This window comes from Rhizobium sp. AN5 (assembly GCF_900215255.1).
Taxonomy (GTDB): domain Bacteria; phylum Pseudomonadota; class Alphaproteobacteria; order Rhizobiales; family Rhizobiaceae; genus Agrobacterium; species Agrobacterium tumefaciens.
Genome location: NZ_OCMJ01000003.1, coordinates 422,738 through 438,096, shown reverse-complemented (window position 1 = coordinate 438,096; position 15,359 = coordinate 422,738). Strand labels below are relative to the sequence as shown.

Sequence of the window (15,359 nt, the reverse complement as noted above, 5' to 3'; positions counted from 1 at the left end):
GACCGTTTCCCACACGAGCCGGATTACCAGCCGTTGCCTTTGAGATCGGTCAGTTCGACTTCAAGGAGCTCAAGGTTTTCCGCCGCCGTGCCGTTGCCGGAGAGCGTGTTGTGCACGGCACCCCAGAATTTGGCCGAAACCTCGTTGTATTTCACCTTCGCCGAGGCGGAGGGGCGTGGAACGGCGGTCTGGAAAATCGGCTTCCATGTCGGCATGAAAGGCTGTGCGTCCGCGACATCCTTGTCGTCGTAAAGCGAGGCGATCGTAGGCATGTTGGAAAGCTGGATCGCACGCATCTTCTGGGTATCCTTCGATGCGAGGAACTTCACGAGCTGGATGGCAGCTTCCTGATCGTCGGAATATTTCGAAACGGCGAGGTTCCAGCCGCCGAGCGTTGAGGCGGGTGCCGCACCCTCTTCACCGGCCGGCAGCGGCGTGACGCCGAATTTGCCCTTGATGGCGCTGTCGGCACCGTTTCCAAGCGCATAGGCATAGGGCCAGTTGCGCATGAAGACGGAATTGCCGGTCTGCCAGACGCCGCGTGCTTCCTCTTCCTTATAGGCAAGCACGCCCTGCGGCGCGATGGTGCCGACCCAGCCCTTGGCGGCTTCAATCGCGGCTGCGGCTTTCTCGTTGTTGATGGAGATGTCGCCGTTGGTCTCAACGATATGGCCGCCACCGGCAGACGCAATCCATTCCAGAGCGTTGCAGGTCAGGCCCTCATAGGCGCTGCCCTGGAAGACAAAGCCCCACAGGTCTTTCTGCCCGGCTGTGCGCTCCTTGTCCTGAATTTCCTTGGCGGTCTCGCCCAGTTCCTTCCAGGTTTTGGGCGGCTGTTTGCCGTATTTTTCAAGAAGGTCCTTGCGGTAGAATAGTGCGGGCGCGTCGGTGAACATCGGCATGGCGACAAGCTTGCCGTCCACGGTCTGCGACGCCACGATGGAGGGGAAATGATCGCCGATGACATCCTTCGTCGCTTCGGTCAGGTCCACGAATTGGTCGGAGAGCTGCGGCGCCCAGATCACGTCCGTCTGGTAGACGTCGACATCCTTGTTACCCGCGGCAAGCCATAGCCGGTACTGGCTGAACTGCTCACTGGACGATGACGGCATGGTGACGAGATTGACCTTGTGGCCGGTCTCTTTTTCGAAGGCGGCGATCCGCTCCTTGAAAAATGCAATGTTCTTGCCGGTCGAGTTGGCGGCGATGGAAAGTTCGGCCGCCTGCGCGGAAACTGCCGCAGACAGCACGCTGCCACACAGCAACAAAGTCTTCATGGAAATATTCATTGTCAAACTCCTCCGTTGACGCTTTCAATCATCCTCAAAATTGAAAGCGCTTTTGACTGGTGTGAAGTTCGCAAAAGCCGACAAATCTGTCAATACTCTTTCTTATGGCGTGGAAATTAGGCATCTTCGGATGTTGTTACGTAGGGTTTGCCTTTCGAAATGGCGAACTGTAAGGTTTCAGGTGGGAATAAATTGAAAGCGATTTCAATTTTTGTCCGCTTGAAAAATCTGCGGCGGCAACGCATGCAGGAGCAAATTGGCAGAAAACATGAAGCTCAAGGAATTCGCAGAAAAGGTCGGGCTGTCGCCCACAACCGTCAGCCGCGCGCTTGGCGGCTATCCCGAGGTGCGTGAAGAAACGCGCCAGCGGGTGATGGATGCTGCGCTGAAATACGGCTACCGGCCCAATGCCAACGCGGTCAGGCTGGCAACAGGCAGGGCCGGCGCGATCGGTGTCGTGATGGGCCGTTCGGGCGGCGGGCATTTCTTTTCGGAATTCATGGGCGGCATGGCGACGCGGCTGGAAGGCGAAGAGACCGATATTCTCGTCAGCGTCACCGTCGACAATAACATTGAGGAAGAGCTGGCGATTTTCAGCCGGCTGGCCTCGAGCGGACGGGTGGATGGCATAATCGTGCATTCGCCGCGTCCGGAGGACGAGCGCATCGCGCTGCTCAATCGCCTGGGCGTGCCTTTTATCGTGCATGGCCGCTCGAAGACGGCGTTCGAGCACGCCTGGCTCGATATCGACAATCATGATGTGACGTATCGTCCGACAATCCATTTTCTGGAACGTGGCCACCGTCGCATCGCGATGATCAACGGCCCGACAGGCCGTACATTCGTGCAGGACCGCGAACAGGGTTTTCGCGATGCGCTGGCGACCCATGGCATCACGCCTGATCCGCGCCTCATGATGAGCGAGCATTTCAGCGAAGATGCCGCCTTCCGTTTCGCCCGCTCGCTGCTGGAGCAGACGCCGCGCCCGACCGCCTTCGTCGCCGGCGCGATGATGACGGCGCAGGGCGTCTATCGCGCGGCAACCCAGCTGGGATTGGTGATCGGCAAGGACGTGTCCGTCATCGCCCATGACGACGTGTTTCCTTACCTCACTCCGGAAAGCATGATGCCGCCGCTTTCCACCACCCGCTCGCCCATGCGCATGGCTGGCATGCGGGTTACGGACCTGCTTCTGCAGATCGTCGGCGGCCGTCCCGTCCGCGAGGTTCAGGAATTGTGGCCGGTCGAACTGATCTTGCGGGAATCGGTCGGTCCAGCCTGAGCTCGTCGCCATAGCTCACTGATTCCATTCCATTTTGTGAACGTCAATTGATTGCCGTTCGTCTTTCACCGCCTATACGCCAGTGTCATCTCGTGTATAATCGAAGCTGCACAGGCCTTTTGGAACAGGACCTGGGCCAGCGCGTTGAGGGGACGTGTTGAAGGAGGTGACCGATGTTTGAATTTTTAAAGCCGCAACAACAGACTGTGATCGATGACGTGGAGGCAACCGGCACCTATGCCGATGCGCTGCTCAACGTACCCAGCCCGGAACTAACCCGTTCCACCGCTCGCGAACACGGACATGAGGCCCACTCCCGCGACTATTGCGAAAACCGCGATATTTCCCGCAGCTCGCTCGGTTTCGCCTGAGCCCTCGCAAAAGCTTCCCAAAAAAACGGAACTGACCGGCGTTTTCCTGCGTTTGCCCTGTACAATCCACAGGGCGGTGCAATGAAACCGAAGGGACCTGACCGGCATTTGACCGATGGGCGAATTGGGTGTTGCGCCGCCTGACGAGGGGCGGCGCTCTCGCGTTGTCCCAGCAGATGAAAACGCATTTCGATTCCGCATTGGACGAAGCGTTTATATCAGGAGCTGCAATGCCAACTGTTCCCGTTGAACCCTATCCGGACCCGCCAATGCCGGTGCCGCCACAGCCGGATATACCGCCGGTCAAAGAGCCGGAGCCCGACAGGCTGCCGGACGAGGCGCCAACGCCCAATCCAGATGAAAACGACGGACCGCCGAAGGTCTTGTAGGTTTCAGGCCTGTTCGAATTTCTTGCTGAGGAAGGCCGAGCCTTCAAGCCCGAAGCGCCAAGGATAATCCTGCGCACGGCTGATGCCGATGCGTCTGCCGCTGGTAACGGCAGCGGCCTCCTTTGGCAGACGGAGGAAAAACGGCGGGCGATCCAGCGGTTCTCCGTCCATTTCTCCGGTGATGGCCAAGGCCTGACAAAGCCTGCCGGGGCCGGAACATAACAGTTTTAGTTTGTCAGTTCCTCGACGCAGTTTCATCATGTCTATGCCGGTAAGGGGTTCGATGGCGCGCAGAAGCACGGCGGAGCCCGGAGCGCATACGAAATTTGCGCACCAGTGAATGCCATAGGACCGGTAGACATATAGATGGCCGGCCGGGCCGAACATCGCCTTGGTGCGTGGGGTCTGCCCATTGAAACTATGGGATGCCGGATCATCAGGATGATAGGCTTCGGTTTCCACGATGATGCCGCCGGTATTGCCGACGCGGAATTCCACGCCGATGAGGGCGCGGGCAACGTCAACGGGATCGCGCTGAAAGAAGCGCTCCTGCATTTCCGGGCCCAAGGCCTGGTCCATCTGGAACCCCTTCTGCTCTGCCATCGTTGTGAATTCAGGTTTCAGTGTGTTGTCGCATCGGATTGCGCCGATGCTTTTTCAAATCGGAGGGCATGTCATGCAACTTTCTACGACCTATGTAAAACGGGATAACGGAGTGATTTCCGTGGAATTTGTCGGCAGCGACGGCGATCAGGTCTCGGTCCGCCTTGCCGACGGTCTTGATGGCGTCGACGATGCGGAGGCCATCAAACGCGCGAGCGCGGTGATGGTTCAGCTGACGGCATTCGGAACGCGTCAAGGCGCCGATGCTCCGTCGCAGTTTTCCGCTCTCGGCACGGCGCAGGATGAAGTCCCGCACGGTCAGGCGAGCGCCCGCACATCGAAGGATCGCGACATTCTTGAAGAGGAACTGGAAGAGGGGCTGGAAGACAGTTTTCCGGCCAGCGACCCCGTCTCGGCGACGGTCACCTCGATCGCGTCGAGAAAAGGAGGGCTGTGACATTGACCAATGGTAAAGTCGCCCTCGTCACCGGCGCTGGCTCCGGCATCGGCCGGGCTGCTGCCCTTCATCTGGCTGCGGAAGGCTTTTCCGTAGGCCTTCTCGGCCGTACCGAATCTGAATTGCAGGCGGTGGAAAATGAGATTTCTGCCGGATCCGGCGCTTCTAAGGTCCTCGTCGCCGATGTGGCGGAAGAGGCAGCGATGCGACACTCAGTTGCAGAGCTCGTGAATGCTTTCGGTCGTCTGGATGTCGTGGTGGCCAATGCGGGCGTCAACGGCGTCTGGGCACCGATTGACGAGCTGACGCCTTCGGAGTGGGACGATACGATCCGCATCAACCTGCGAGGCACCTATCTCACTATCCATGCCAGTGTGCCGCATCTGAAGGCGGCAGGTGGCGGCTCCATCGTCATCGTCTCTTCCATCAACGGCACACGCACTTTCAACTCGCCGGGCGCTACCGCCTATTCGGTGACGAAGGCCGGGCAGCTTGCCATGGCCCAGCAACTGGCGCTGGAGCTCGGGCGTCATCGCATCCGTGTCAACGCGGTGTGTCCGGGCGAAATTGAAACGGCGATTGACGAAAATACCGACATACGCGGGCGCGACAGGACCGAAGTGCCAGTCCGTTTCCCGGCGGGTGACATTCCGGTCACCGGCGGGGTTGCAGGGACGAGCGAGGATGTTGCTGCATTGATCGGTTTTCTGGCATCCGACCAGTCGCGCCATATCACCGGAACGCCGGTATGGATCGATGGCGGGCAGGGGCTTCTTCGGTAGCGGCAGTTCCATCACAGGCTTGTGTGCGTATGATTAACGAATGGGTAACGTCTGTTCACGAGACTTTGTCCTTGCGGGAGGTTGCCGCCATATGGCCACCTTCGCTAGTTAAGCCTCTGCCGCAAAGGCGGGCAAATCGGGCGGGCAGAACGATCCATGGGTATGAATGCATTGCTGAACTTCGCAAGTGCGAGGCTGCGGCGCAAGGTGAAAGCGGGAATGAGAATAGCTGCGGTCGTCGCGATCGGCGGCGGTCTCGCCGCGTGCACCTCCATGGGTCTCGACAGCGTCAAAAAGGACCCGCCGAAGCTGTCATCCAAGATGATGGCGCAGATGTCTGCCAAGAGCATGCGCCCGGAAAGCCCGGTTCTCGTTCGCATTTTCAAGCAGGAAAGCGAGCTTGAGGTCTGGAAGATCGACAAGACCGGTAACTACGCGCTGCTCAAGACCTATCCCATGTGCCGCTGGTCCGGAAAACTTGGCCCGAAGATGAAGACGGGCGACCGGCAGGCGCCGGAAGGATTTTATCATGTCTCTGCAGGCATGCTGAACCCCAATTCGCAATATTACGTCTCCTTCAATCTTGGCTATCCCAACCGGCTGGAATCGGCGCTTGGTTACACCGGCGAAGCGTTGATGGTGCATGGCGCCTGTTCTTCGTCAGGCTGTTACGCGATGACCGATCAACAGGTCGGCGAGATTTATGCGGTGGTGGCGCGCGCTTTGCAGGGCGGGCAGGACCGCTTTCAGGTTCAGGCCTATCCCTTCCGCATGAGCGCGCGGAACATGGTGGCGAATCGGGACGATCCCAATATGCCCTTCTGGAAGACGCTCAAGGAAGGCTACGACTATTTCGAGGTGACGCGCCGCCAGCCAAAGGTTTCCGTTTGCGGCCGGCGATACGTTTTTAACAGCGAATTTGCCGGCGGTGAGCCTGCCGATCCGCTGGCGGCCTGCCCACCTGCGATAAACCAGCCGGATCCGCTGGTGGCGTCGAAACTGGCCGAAGAGCAACAGAAATTTGCCGCCGCGATGAACGAGGGAACTTCTGCCCCGGTCAGCGCGTATGTAGACGGCGGCATGCACCCGAGCTTCCGTGCCATCCTGAAATCCAGTGGCGCAAAGGCCATGGCATCGCAGGTCTCCGGCACGAAGTACCCTATAAGCCGCCCCGAGGCGGCGCTGGCAGATCCCTTTGCCAGCGTAAGATGACGCAGATGAGGTTTTTCAATTGAACGACACGACAACGACCCGGCGAGGTTTCCTGCTTGGAGCGGGCGGATTGGCGCTGGCCGGCCTTGCAGGCTGCAACACCACCGCGCGTGAGGCCACACGGCCAACCGCCCCCGCCGACGACCCGATGTATGCCCTGATGTACGGTCCGAAGCCCGACGAGCAGTTTCCGTTGCCGGAAATTCCCTACAAGCGCATCCCGCGCCAGTTCCTGCGGCAAATGGTGGAAAACCCCACCGGTGAGCGTCCCGGCATCATCGTGGTCGATACCGCCAACCATTTCCTTTATCTCACCTACGAGAACAACCAGGCCATGCGTTACGGCGTCGGTCTCGGCCGCGCGGGCTTCGAATGGGCCGGACGCGGCGTTATCCAGTACAAGCGTCAATGGCCGCGCTGGACCCCTCCCGACGAGATGATTGCCCGCCAGCCTGAGCTGGAACCCTATAGTGGCCGCAACGGCGGCATGGAGCCGGGCCTCAAGAACCCGCTCGGTGCGCGTGCACTTTATATCTTCAAGGACGGCAAGGACACGATCTACCGTCTGCACGGCTCGCCGGAATGGTGGACGATCGGCAAGTCGGTTTCCTCCGGCTGCGTGCGTCTGCTGAACCAGGATATTGTCGACCTCTATAACCGTGTGCCTGATGGCACGCCGATTGTGGTCACGGCGCTCGGGCCGGCACAGCAGGGTGTTCCTATCGGGCAGGCGGGCGTGCCCGTGGCGCAGTATGGCGGCGGCGTGGTCGGCGATGGCCTGTCGCAGCCAATGCAGACCTATTGATAGACAAAATTTCCAGCCGCCTGAGAGGGCGGCTGGAAATGGCTGGTGAATGAAGGCGCAATCACAGCGCTTCGATAACTGCTGCTGCCGGCTCGATCTGCGGCAGCGACCTCAGGCCACGCGACGGGTAACGTCGCGGCTACCGGCACTTTCCATCTCCAGACGGAACCGCGATACAAGCGAGCGCAGCTTTGCCGTTTCGGCGGCGAGCATTGCAGAAGCCGCAGTGGACTGCTCCACCATTGCCGCATTTTGCTGGGTGGCGTGATCCATGGAGTTTACCGCCGCGTTGATTTCGGCAAGACCGGTCGATTGTTCGGTCGCCGATGTGGCGATGGCGTTCATATGGCGATCGATGCCGGCGATACGCTCGCCGATATCCTTCAGCGCCGTGCCGGTGTCGAGAACCAGTTTCACGCCGCTTTCCACTTCCGTCGAGGATTGCCGGATATGATCGCGGATTTCGCTTGCGGCCTTTGCTGCGCGCTGGGCGAGATCGCGCACCTCCTGCGCCACTACGGCAAATCCCTTGCCGGCTTCACCGGCGCGCGCTGCTTCCACGCCTGCATTCAACGCCAGAAGATTTGTCTGGAAGGCGATCTCGTCTATGGCGCCGACGATGCCGGTGATCTGCCGGGACGAGGTTTCGATGCGACGCATCGCCTCTTCCGCATGGCTGACAACCTCCACAGATTTCAGTGCGCTGTGGTTGGCATCGGTGGCGGCGAGCCGCGCTTCGGCGGCACGCTTGTTGGCGTTTGAAACATTGACCGTGATTTCATCGAGCGCTGCTGCGGTCTGTTCCAGAGACGCCGCCTGATTTTCCGTGCGGCGGGAAAGATCGCCGGCACCTGCGGCGATTTCCCGGCTGCTGCCGTCAATCGTGCTGATGCCATCGGAAATGGCGAACAGCGTTTCGCCGAGTTGACGCACTGAGCTGTTGAAATCGTGACGCAAGGCCTCGAATTGAGGGGCAAAGGCCTGATCGAGCTGAAACGCCAGATCGCCCGATGCCAGCCGCTTCAGTCCTGTCGCAAGACCGGAAGTGGCGATGCGCAGCCGCTCAGACGCATCGTCCTCCGCTTGCTGCCGCGCGGCCGCCTGATCGGCTTCTGCCTGCAGTCTGGCTGCTGCGGCCTGTTCTTCGAGCGCCCGATTGGCAATCGCCGCCTGCCGGAATATTTCGACCGCGCCGGACATGGAGCCGATCTCGTCCTTCCGGTCGATGCCTGAAGGTGGCTGTGACGTGTCGCCGCTGGCAAGGATTTCCATCGTCTTCGACAGGCGCAGGATTGGACCGGTTACCGTTTTGCGGGTGAGGATAAAGAGGCCTACGCAGAAGAGTGTCGCCAGAACCAGCAGCCCTTTTAATACCAGCTCGATTACCGCTTTCGTTTCCTGGCTTTCCGCGACAGTTGCTTCGGAAAGCGCGTCGATCTGTTCGCTCGCCGTTTCCATCGCGGTTTCGAGAGTGGTGAACTGGCGCATGAAGTCCGGAATCATTTTTGTCGCCGCGCCCGGATCGGCGTTGACGAGGCCAACCACCGTTTTGGCGCTTTCCAGATACGACTGAAGCGGCTTTTCAACGCTCTCGATAACGGCTTTGGCATTCGTGCCTTCGGTAAGCGCCTTGTTTAGCTTCATTGCTTCAAGGAAAGTGGCTTCATGTTCGGCAAGGTCAGCCTTTACCGCGTCGAACGACAGGCCCATCGTATCATTCGTGGAAAGAATGGCTGCCAGCACGTCTGAGCGCAGCGCATCGTGCATCATGTCGGCACGCATATGATTGTGAAGTATCTCGGCGGACCGCGATACATCCGTACTATTGCGATTGAGCGTATTCGTCGCCCAGATGCCGACCCCCGCCGCGCTTCCGGTGATGGAAAATATTGCAATGCTTGCCAATATAATCTTTTTCTGAATCGACGCCATGAGGCCATTCCCGCTCGGTTGGTTATACTGCGGGAAATTAATAGAATATGCTTAAGAAATGATCTATTTTTGTTGCGGCCTTGATAAATGCAAAAAGGCTGCAATAGAAATTGCAGCCTTTTATTTATTAGAGATTTATACTCTTAATCCGCTCTTTTCAGCGCGTCGCCCAAGATCGATACGATATCGTCGAAATGGGATTTTTCGGCGATAAGCGGCGGCGAAAGGGCGATGATATCGCCCGTGACGCGAATGAGCAGACCGCGCTCGAAGCAATCCACGAAAACGTCATAGGCGCGTGCGCCGATAGCTCCATCACGCGATTGCAGCTCGATGCCGGCGATGAAGCCGATGGTGCGGATGTCGATGACATTGGGCAAGCCCTTCAGCGAATGGATCGCGTCGTGCCAGACATCCTGCATTTCTGCCGCGCGGGTAAAGAGCCCTTCGTCGCGGTAGATGTTGAGCGTGGCGATGCCGGCGGCGCAGGCAACCGGATGTCCGGAATAGGTATAGCCGTGGAACAGCTCGATCTGGTTGTCCGGCCCATGCATCAACGCATCGTGCACCTTGCGGCTGGTGAAAACCGCACCCATCGGGATTGCGCCGTTGGTCAGCCCCTTGGCGGTGGTGACGATGTCAGGCGTCACGCCGAAGTAGTTGCTGGCAAAGGACGAGCCCATACGGCCGAAACCGGTGATGACCTCATCGAAGATCAACAGAATGCCGTGCTTGTCGCAGATGGCCCGCAGGCGCTCCAGATAACCCTTCGGCGGCACCAGCACGCCGGTGGAGCCGGCTACCGGTTCAACGATACAGGCCGCGATGGTTTCGGCCCCATGCAGGGCAACCAGCCGTTCCAGATCGTCTGCCAGTTCAGCACCATGCTCGGGCTGGCCCTTTACGAAGCTGTTTTTCGCCAGATCGTGGGTGTGACGCAGGTGGTCGGCCGGGATTTGCGGGAAAACACGGCGGTTGTTGACAAGGCCACCAACGGAGATGCCGCCGAAACCGACGCCGTGATAACCGCGCTCACGGCCGATCAGGCGGCTGCGGGTGCCCTGACCGATGGCGCGCTGATAGGCGATGGCAATCTTCAGCGCCGTATCGACTGATTCAGAACCCGAGCCGGTGTAGAAAACGCGGTCGAGCTTCGCGCCCTCCGGGCCGGGCGCGATTTCCGCCAGCCGCTCGGCGAATTCGAAGGCGACGGGATGGCCCATCTGAAACGAGGGCGCATAATCCATGGTCGAAAGCTGGTGTTTGACGGCGGATGCAATCTGGTGGCGGCCATGGCCGACATTGACGCACCACAGGCCAGCTGTGCCGTCGAGAACCTGACGACCGTCATTGCTGGTGTAATACATGCCCTCCGCGCTCGTCAGCAGGCGGGGATTGGCCTTGAACTGCCGGTTGGCGGTAAATGGCATCCAGTAGCTGTCGAGTGAGGTGGAGTTGGATCGGTTGGGGTTGTCCATAACGGTGCTCCTGTTCGGTGCCGGTGATTGAAAGCTATTTTCCGGGCTGAACAAGCCCTTTTCTCGCTGTGGCCAAGCCATTGAAAATGTTATAGGCGGGAAAGGTAGTTTTCGATATTTCAAACAACGGCAACGGGGGATCACGCATGTCGGTGGATATAGGCGGGCGTTTGCGCCATTTGCGGCTGCGTCACAATATTTCCCAGCGTGAACTGGCAAGACGCGCCGGCGTTACCAATTCGACGATTTCCCTGATCGAATCCAACACCTCCAACCCGTCCGTCGGCGCGCTGAAGCGCATTCTCGACGGTATACCGATCGGCCTTGCCGAATTTTTCGCCTACGAGCCGGAGACCAGCCGCAAGGCATTTTACCGCGCGGATGAACTGGTCGAAATCGGCAAGGGGCCGATATCCTTCCGGCAGGTGGGCGAAAATGTTTTTGGTCGCAGCCTGCAAATCCTGAAGGAATGTTACCAGCCGGGTGCCGATACCGGCAAGGTGCCACTGGTCCACGATGGAGAAGAGGGGGGTATCATCCTCTCCGGGCGTCTGGAGGTGACGGTCGACGAGGAGCGGCGGGTGCTCGGGCCGGGGGATGCCTATTATTTCGAAAGCCGGAGGCCGCACCGCTTCCGCTGCGTTGGTCCAGTGCCGTGCGAGGTCATCAGTGCCTGCACGCCACCCACCTTCTGATTCCATGGCTTTTCGCGTAAAGTTACGCCGGAATGGTGGTCTGACCGTTGTGGCCGGAGATAATATGGTCCAGCCGAAGAGATTTTCTACGATCCGACCAAACTTTGATACGGGTTTCTGCCATTATTTTGCCGCTTTTGCGCCGCTTTTGCAATTTTTCCATCGCTTTTTCTTGGTGAAGTTGGCGTGCGGGCAAAAAAATCCCGGCTAATATGTCAAATTTTATATGCATTGCCACAATCTTGCTGCGCTGCAAAAAAATTTAATATTCTTCCCGACGCATGGCTGTTCTTGGCGTTCCTGTCTCACCTGATTAAGTCACAAGAAACATATAAGAAAAGACTATCTGTTGTCGAAAACGCAATACATGCGGGAGCGGCACCCATGCTCTCAACACATGGCCGCCGGCACATTTGTTGCTTTTTTATGCAACCGTTAATATTGCCCTGACGTTGATCGGCCGCTCTCGCAAGAAATCGCATAGACGGTCAGGGGCAATGTGCCTTACAAAAAATCCATTAGCATCAAATTCAGAACACAGACTTGTTATCTCTTTTAGACGGAAAGACACGCCTCCGGGCACCGACCAATCGCAAAACATAAATGGAGTTCTCTCTATGAAGTCCGCGACCCAATCGGCTGAACAGACACTCAGCAGTTCCGAAGACTTCGATGTCAGTTTCCCTATCGGGGGCATCGCAAAACGCAGCTTCGATATGACATCGGCCGTGCTTGCGCTGCTCATCTTCAGCCCGATTTTTCTGTTGATCGCCGCACTGGTGAAATTGTCCGATCCCGGCCCGATCTTTTATGGGCATCGGCGTGTGGGACATAATGGCCGCTATTTCCATTGCCTGAAATTCAGGACGATGGCGATGAACGGTGATGAAATGTTGCGGCAATATCTTGCCGCCAATCCGGAAGCCGCCGAGGAATGGCGTGCGACCCGCAAACTCAAGAATGATCCGCGCGTAACCGCAGTTGGTGCCGTGCTGCGCAAGCTCAGCCTTGATGAGCTGCCGCAGCTTCTCAACATCATCCGCGGCGAAATGAGCGTCGTTGGCCCGCGCCCCGTTGTCGACGAGGAGCTGAGCTACTACGAAAGCGATGCCGCCTATTACCTCAGCACCCGTCCGGGCCTGACCGGCCTTTGGCAGATCAGCGGCCGCAATGACGTAAGCTACAAGACCCGCGTGGCTTTCGACACGCAATATGTGCAGAACTGGTCGATGCGACAGGACGTCTTCATCATCGTCAAGACCATTCCCGCCGTGTGCCTTTCACGCGGAAGCTACTGAAAACCGATATTGAGTTTGGCTTTATCGATCTTTGTTTTGCCACGCACCCTGACCGGGATCCCAAGTCCGGTCTTTGGGTGCGTCATTGGTGCAAATCATAATGGCCGCTTTTTGCGGCGCTGTGGAGCCGGCACCGTCCGGCTGCTCTATCGCCTGATCGCCCGCGCGGCGATCCGCAAACAGGGAGTTTCCCGATGAACGGTCCTATTGCCGTCGCCAGCCGTCCGCTTGTAAAAAGAACCGCCGGACGCACTTTCTCCGCCCTTCTGCTTGTCGCATCCGTCGCATTCGGAGCGCCGCTTTCCGCAATGGCTGCGGAAGGCGCTCAATACAAGCTCGGCACCGCCGACAAGCTGCGCATCCGCGTTGCCGAATGGCAGCCGGCCGATGGCAGCATCCGCAACTGGGATGTCATCAACGGCGATTATTCCGTCGGCCCATCCGGCGCGCTGTCGCTGCCCTTCATCGGCCAGCTGGATGTGGCGGGGAAGACGTCAGCGGAGGTCGGTGAGGCGATTGGAGCCCAGCTTCAGAGCAAGTTCGCCCTTCGCAACCTGCCGTCGGCTTCTGTCGAAATCGCCCAGTTCCGGCCGATCTTCCTCAGCGGTGATGTACAGACGCCTGGCGAATATCCCTATGCTGCCAATCTCACGGTGTTGAAGGCCGTAAGCCTTGCCGGTGGGTTGCGGCGCTCCGATGCCGGGCAGCGTTTTGCCCGCGACTTCATCAATGCCCGCGGCGACGCAGCCGTTTACGACAACCAGCGCGCAAGGCTGCTTGCCCGTCAGGCGCGGTTGATCGCCGAGGTCAAGGGTGACACGGTCATCGCCAAGACGCCGGAGATGGAAAAGATTGCCGAGATCGACGCGCTTCTCGCCAGCGAAAGCGCGCTGATGAAATCGCGCACCGAGCGTTACACTTTGCAGCTTAAGGCGTTGACGGATCTGCATGCGCTCCTGGAAAGCGAAGTCGAATCGCTGAAGAAGAAATCGGAAACGCAAAACCGCCAGCTCGAGCTTGCCAATGAGGACCGAGATCGCGTCAATCGGCTGAACGAGCAGGGCCTTGCACTATCGCAACGGCGTATTTCCGCGGAAGAACGGGCAGCAGAGGTGGAGGCTGCACTGCTCGATATCGACACGCAGTCGCTGCGGGCCAAGCAGGATATCAACAAGGCGACCCAGGATGAGATCAACCTGCGCAACGACTGGGTGGCACAGCGCTCCAAGGAATTGCAGGACACGGAAGCGGAACTCGACAAGCTCAATCTGCAACTGGGTACAAGCCGGGAATTGATGTCGGAGGCGCTCGCACAATCGGCTGAGGCGATCCGTTTCGATCCGTCGGGAAAATCCGCGACAATCAGCTACGTCGTGGTGCGTGAGGAAAACGGCAAGCCGAAGGAAGTGAAGGTGGATGAAAACGCCTTGCTCCAGCCAGGCGACGTCATCAAGGTCTCGTCCGAAATCCTGATGCAGTGAGGTTTTCATGCGGATCGCCAAATCGGCACTGATCGATCCCGAACGCAATGAAGTCTACGGAATGGCGGCGATTGCGCTGTCATTCTTCGTTTTCGCCTATTCGTCGCGTTTCGGGCAAATCTCGGTTCTGGCCTATTATGGCATGTGGCTGCCCCTTGTAGTGGTCAATTACCGGCGCGTGCTGGGTAACTATCCGCGCTATCTGTGGATATTCGCCTTCGGCATCCTGACCGTGCTGTCGAGCTTCTGGTCAGAGGCAGCATCGGTCACCATGCGCGCATCGATCCAGTATATGACGCATATCGTCTGTGCACTTATCGCCATGCGGGTGGTCTCCATCCGCACGCTGACGCGTGGGGCGTTGATCGGTATCACCGTCATTCTGCTCTATTCGCTGCTGTTCGGTGTCCACCTTTTCGATGCGCTTGATGGAACCTACAGTTTCGTCGGGGCTTTCTCATCGAAGAACCAGCTTGGCTTTTACGCCTCGCTCGGCGTCATTTTTGCCGTCTCATCCGTGCTGATCCTCAAGCAAAGGGGTATCTGGCTGCCGGTCGCGGGCGTCACCGGGCTCTTATCGGCCTATAGCCTAATTGCTTCGCAATCGGCCACATCCACCATTACCACGGCGGCGGTGGTCGCCCTCATCATCGGTTTCATCCCGATTGGCATGCTTTCACCGGCCAACCGCAAGATGACCTTTTTCGCACTTGGCGGTCTTGGCATATTGCTGGTGGTTGCGTCCCTGCAGTTCGGCTTGCTTGATGCCATTCTCGGCCTTTTCGGCAAGGATTCGACACTGACAGGACGCACCTATCTCTGGCAGCAGGGCATCGAAGCGGCAAAGCAGACACCGATCCTCGGCGTTGGTTACCAGGGGTTCTGGGTGGTGGGTTTTGCCGATGCCGAGCGCCTGTGGAACGACTTCTTCATCACCGGACGCAGCGGCTTCCATTTTCACAACACCTATATCGAGACTGTGGTGGAGAATGGCATCGTCGGCATGGTTCTGCTCGGCATGGTGCTTTACGGAACGCTGCTCGGCCATCTGCGCTCGGTCCTGATGCGCCAGAGCGATCCGCAGGGCGTCATTCTCTTTGCCATCTGCGCGCTGTTCGTCGTCCGCTCCTTCGTGGAGATCGATATCATCTTCCCATTCCAGATCGGTTCGTTCCTGCTGTATTTCGCCGCCGGAAAACTGTGCCTTCCGGCGAAAGCCATGCAGAATAGCGAAACTCATCCCGCGATTGGCGTGCGGTTACAAACGAGAGCCTGAGCGTTCGCG

Annotated in this window: 16 protein-coding genes; 11 read left to right on the top strand and 5 right to left on the bottom strand. The window is 58.5% G+C overall.

Annotation, left to right across the window (positions count from 1 at the left end; all coding sequences use genetic code 11):
* Positions 1–23 precede the first annotated feature (23 nt).
* Positions 24–1,289 carry an ABC transporter substrate-binding protein gene (locus CRP02_RS05415; RefSeq protein ID WP_003510925.1) on the bottom strand — a complete coding sequence of 422 codons (1,266 nt, stop codon included), beginning with the start codon at positions 1,287–1,289 and terminating at the stop codon, positions 24–26.
* Positions 1,290–1,557: 268 nt separating this feature from the next.
* Between CRP02_RS05415 and CRP02_RS05410 the strand changes: the two genes are divergently transcribed.
* The 3 genes from CRP02_RS05410 to CRP02_RS05400 all read left to right on the top strand — a co-directional run bounded on the left by CRP02_RS05410 (position 1,558) and on the right by CRP02_RS05400 (position 3,331).
* Entirely contained in the window at positions 1,558–2,571 is a 1,014-nt protein-coding gene (locus tag CRP02_RS05410; protein WP_003510924.1) for a substrate-binding domain-containing protein, read from the top strand.
* Positions 2,572–2,744: 173 nt separating this feature from the next.
* Positions 2,745–2,942, top strand: a complete 198-nt coding sequence (locus CRP02_RS05405; protein WP_003510923.1) for a hypothetical protein — start codon at positions 2,745–2,747, stop codon at positions 2,940–2,942.
* A 230-nt stretch (positions 2,943–3,172) separates the two neighbouring features.
* Entirely contained in the window at positions 3,173–3,331 is a 159-nt protein-coding gene (locus CRP02_RS05400; protein WP_034501930.1) for a hypothetical protein, read from the top strand.
* 3 nt (positions 3,332–3,334) lie between these two features.
* Here CRP02_RS05400 and CRP02_RS05395 read toward each other — a convergent pair whose 3' ends face one another.
* On the bottom strand, positions 3,335–3,910 hold the full coding sequence (locus tag CRP02_RS05395; RefSeq protein WP_097100467.1) for a DNA-3-methyladenine glycosylase: 576 nt from the start codon (positions 3,908–3,910) through the stop codon (positions 3,335–3,337).
* Positions 3,911–4,007: 97 nt separating this feature from the next.
* Between CRP02_RS05395 and CRP02_RS27465 the strand changes: the two genes are divergently transcribed.
* The 4 genes from CRP02_RS27465 to CRP02_RS05375 all read left to right on the top strand — a co-directional run bounded on the left by CRP02_RS27465 (position 4,008) and on the right by CRP02_RS05375 (position 7,190).
* Positions 4,008–4,391 (top strand): hypothetical protein, encoded by a 384-nt coding sequence (locus CRP02_RS27465; protein ID WP_065662589.1) that lies wholly within the window; start codon positions 4,008–4,010, stop codon positions 4,389–4,391.
* Entirely contained in the window at positions 4,388–5,173 is a 786-nt protein-coding gene (locus CRP02_RS05385; RefSeq protein ID WP_097170482.1) for an SDR family oxidoreductase, read from the top strand. The genes CRP02_RS27465 and CRP02_RS05385 overlap by 4 nt, the downstream gene beginning before the upstream one ends.
* A 156-nt stretch (positions 5,174–5,329) precedes the next feature.
* Positions 5,330–6,385, top strand: a complete 1,056-nt coding sequence (locus CRP02_RS05380) for a L,D-transpeptidase family protein (RefSeq protein WP_174002972.1) — start codon at positions 5,330–5,332, stop codon at positions 6,383–6,385.
* 19 nt (positions 6,386–6,404) lie between these two features.
* Positions 6,405–7,190, top strand: a complete 786-nt coding sequence (locus CRP02_RS05375; RefSeq protein WP_035251547.1) for a L,D-transpeptidase — start codon at positions 6,405–6,407, stop codon at positions 7,188–7,190.
* A gap of 111 nt (positions 7,191–7,301) precedes the next feature.
* On the opposite strand, the gene CRP02_RS05370 is transcribed toward CRP02_RS05375, so the two are convergent.
* Together CRP02_RS05370 and CRP02_RS05365 are read right to left on the bottom strand one after the other, a co-directional pair.
* Positions 7,302–9,122 (bottom strand): methyl-accepting chemotaxis protein, encoded by a 1,821-nt coding sequence (locus CRP02_RS05370; RefSeq protein WP_097170481.1) that lies wholly within the window; start codon positions 9,120–9,122, stop codon positions 7,302–7,304.
* Positions 9,123–9,265: 143 nt separating this feature from the next.
* Entirely contained in the window at positions 9,266–10,600 is a 1,335-nt protein-coding gene (locus CRP02_RS05365; protein ID WP_003510911.1) for an aspartate aminotransferase family protein, read from the bottom strand.
* Between the two features lie 146 nt (positions 10,601–10,746).
* On the opposite strand from CRP02_RS05365, the gene CRP02_RS05360 reads away from it, so the two are divergent.
* Positions 10,747–11,295 (top strand): cupin domain-containing protein, encoded by a 549-nt coding sequence (locus tag CRP02_RS05360; RefSeq protein ID WP_003510910.1) that lies wholly within the window; start codon positions 10,747–10,749, stop codon positions 11,293–11,295.
* 22 nt (positions 11,296–11,317) lie between these two features.
* Here the strand turns inward: CRP02_RS05360 and CRP02_RS05355 are convergent, their stop codons facing one another.
* Positions 11,318–11,527 (bottom strand): hypothetical protein, encoded by a 210-nt coding sequence (locus CRP02_RS05355; RefSeq protein WP_143539309.1) that lies wholly within the window; start codon positions 11,525–11,527, stop codon positions 11,318–11,320.
* 385 nt (positions 11,528–11,912) lie between these two features.
* Here CRP02_RS05355 and CRP02_RS05350 point away from each other — a divergent pair, with 385 nt between their 5' ends.
* From CRP02_RS05350 to CRP02_RS05340, 3 genes are all read left to right on the top strand, one after another.
* On the top strand, positions 11,913–12,593 hold the full coding sequence (locus CRP02_RS05350) for a sugar transferase (protein ID WP_097100133.1): 681 nt from the start codon (positions 11,913–11,915) through the stop codon (positions 12,591–12,593).
* Between the two features lie 194 nt (positions 12,594–12,787).
* Positions 12,788–14,074, top strand: a complete 1,287-nt coding sequence (locus tag CRP02_RS05345; protein ID WP_179783944.1) for a polysaccharide biosynthesis/export family protein — start codon at positions 12,788–12,790, stop codon at positions 14,072–14,074.
* A gap of 7 nt (positions 14,075–14,081) precedes the next feature.
* A complete protein-coding gene (locus CRP02_RS05340; protein WP_097100134.1) occupies positions 14,082–15,350 on the top strand; it encodes an O-antigen ligase family protein in 1,269 nt (422 codons plus the stop codon).
* The last annotated feature ends 9 nt before the right edge of the window (positions 15,351–15,359 follow it).

Excerpts from the sequence above, each read along its gene's own strand:
- CRP02_RS05415 (WP_003510925.1), bottom strand. The coding sequence starts at position 1,289 with ATGAATATTTCCATGAAGACTTTGTTGCTGTGTGGCAGCGTGCTGTCT.
- CRP02_RS05410 (WP_003510924.1), top strand. The coding sequence starts at position 1,558 with ATGAAGCTCAAGGAATTCGCAGAAAAGGTCGGGCTGTCGCCCACAACC.
- CRP02_RS05405 (WP_003510923.1), top strand. The coding sequence starts at position 2,745 with ATGTTTGAATTTTTAAAGCCGCAACAACAGACTGTGATCGATGACGTG.
- CRP02_RS05400 (WP_034501930.1), top strand. The coding sequence starts at position 3,173 with ATGCCAACTGTTCCCGTTGAACCCTATCCGGACCCGCCAATGCCGGTG.
- CRP02_RS05395 (WP_097100467.1), bottom strand. The coding sequence starts at position 3,910 with ATGGACCAGGCCTTGGGCCCGGAAATGCAGGAGCGCTTCTTTCAGCGC.
- CRP02_RS27465 (WP_065662589.1), top strand. The coding sequence starts at position 4,008 with ATGCAACTTTCTACGACCTATGTAAAACGGGATAACGGAGTGATTTCC.
- CRP02_RS05380 (WP_174002972.1), top strand. The coding sequence starts at position 5,330 with ATGGGTATGAATGCATTGCTGAACTTCGCAAGTGCGAGGCTGCGGCGC.
- CRP02_RS05370 (WP_097170481.1), bottom strand. The coding sequence starts at position 9,122 with ATGGCGTCGATTCAGAAAAAGATTATATTGGCAAGCATTGCAATATTT.
- CRP02_RS05365 (WP_003510911.1), bottom strand. The coding sequence starts at position 10,600 with ATGGACAACCCCAACCGATCCAACTCCACCTCACTCGACAGCTACTGG.
- CRP02_RS05360 (WP_003510910.1), top strand. The coding sequence starts at position 10,747 with ATGTCGGTGGATATAGGCGGGCGTTTGCGCCATTTGCGGCTGCGTCAC.
- CRP02_RS05355 (WP_143539309.1), bottom strand. The coding sequence starts at position 11,527 with ATGCATATAAAATTTGACATATTAGCCGGGATTTTTTTGCCCGCACGC.
- CRP02_RS05350 (WP_097100133.1), top strand. The coding sequence starts at position 11,913 with ATGAAGTCCGCGACCCAATCGGCTGAACAGACACTCAGCAGTTCCGAA.
- CRP02_RS05345 (WP_179783944.1), top strand. The coding sequence starts at position 12,788 with ATGAACGGTCCTATTGCCGTCGCCAGCCGTCCGCTTGTAAAAAGAACC.
- CRP02_RS05340 (WP_097100134.1), top strand. The coding sequence starts at position 14,082 with ATGCGGATCGCCAAATCGGCACTGATCGATCCCGAACGCAATGAAGTC.